Source organism: Exiguobacterium sp. s160 (assembly GCF_018617575.1).
GTDB lineage: Bacteria > Bacillota > Bacilli > Exiguobacteriales > Exiguobacteriaceae > Exiguobacterium > Exiguobacterium aestuarii_A.
Genome location: NZ_JACSKK010000020.1, coordinates 1 through 768 on the forward strand (window position 1 = coordinate 1; position 768 = coordinate 768).

General features: G+C 50.5%; 6 tRNA genes and 1 rRNA gene. All 7 read left to right on the forward strand.

From position 1 onward, the window contains the following. Positions 1 to 88 (forward strand): 5S ribosomal RNA (gene rrf, locus KNO86_RS14530); the annotation flags it as partial. A gap of 8 nt (positions 89 to 96) precedes the next feature. After that, a tRNA-Val gene (locus KNO86_RS14535) sits at positions 97 to 172 on the forward strand. Positions 173 to 181: 9 nt separating this feature from the next. Further along, positions 182 to 257: transfer RNA gene (locus KNO86_RS14540), tRNA-Thr, on the forward strand. Between the two features lie 41 nt (positions 258 to 298). Next, a tRNA-Leu gene (locus KNO86_RS14545) sits at positions 299 to 385 on the forward strand. Positions 386 to 416: 31 nt separating this feature from the next. Continuing rightward, a tRNA-Arg gene (locus KNO86_RS14550) sits at positions 417 to 493 on the forward strand. A gap of 6 nt (positions 494 to 499) precedes the next feature. After that, positions 500 to 576 (forward strand) — tRNA-Pro (locus KNO86_RS14555). 15 nt (positions 577 to 591) lie between these two features. Continuing rightward, positions 592 to 667: transfer RNA gene (locus KNO86_RS14560), tRNA-Ala, on the forward strand. Positions 668 to 768 lie beyond the last annotated feature (101 nt).

Sequence of the window (768 nt, forward strand, 5' to 3'; positions counted from 1 at the left end):
CGTTCCCATGCCGAACACGGAAGTTAAGCGTCTCAGCGCCGAAAGTAGTTGGGGGATCTCCCCCTGTGAGGATAGGACGTTGCCAGGCTACATATTGGAGGATTAGCTCAGCTGGGAGAGCACCTGCCTTACAAGCAGGGGGTCGGCGGTTCGATCCCGTCATCCTCCACCATTTACACCTGCCGGTGTAGCTCAGTTGGTAGAGCATCTGACTTGTAATCAGAGGGTCGAGGGTTCGAATCCTTTCGCCGGCACCATTTGATCTTTTTGAAAAGTCTACCGCTAGAAATTATACCTTGCCGGGGTGGCGGAATTGGTAGACGCACAGGACTTAAAATCCTGCGAGGGTTTCCTCGTGCCGGTTCAAGTCCGGCCCTCGGTACCATTAATATTTTCCCATGATGATTATTCGTCTCGCACCCTTAGCTCAGCTGGATAGAGCGTTAGACTACGAATCTAAAGGCCGGGAGTTCGAATCTCTCAGGGTGCACCATTTTTACGGGAAGTAGCTCAGCTTGGTAGAGCACTTGGTTTGGGACCAAGGGGTCGCAGGTTCGAATCCTGTCTTCCCGACCATCATCACTTTTATATGGGGCCTTAGCTCAGCTGGGAGAGCGCCTGCCTTGCACGCAGGAGGTCAGCGGTTCGATCCCGCTAGGCTCCACCAATTTTATTTTTTACAGACGAACTTTGAAAACTGAACGATGAGGCAAAAATAAGTTTTACAATTTTTGAATGAAGCGCAAGCTTCGTCAATTTAAGAGCTAT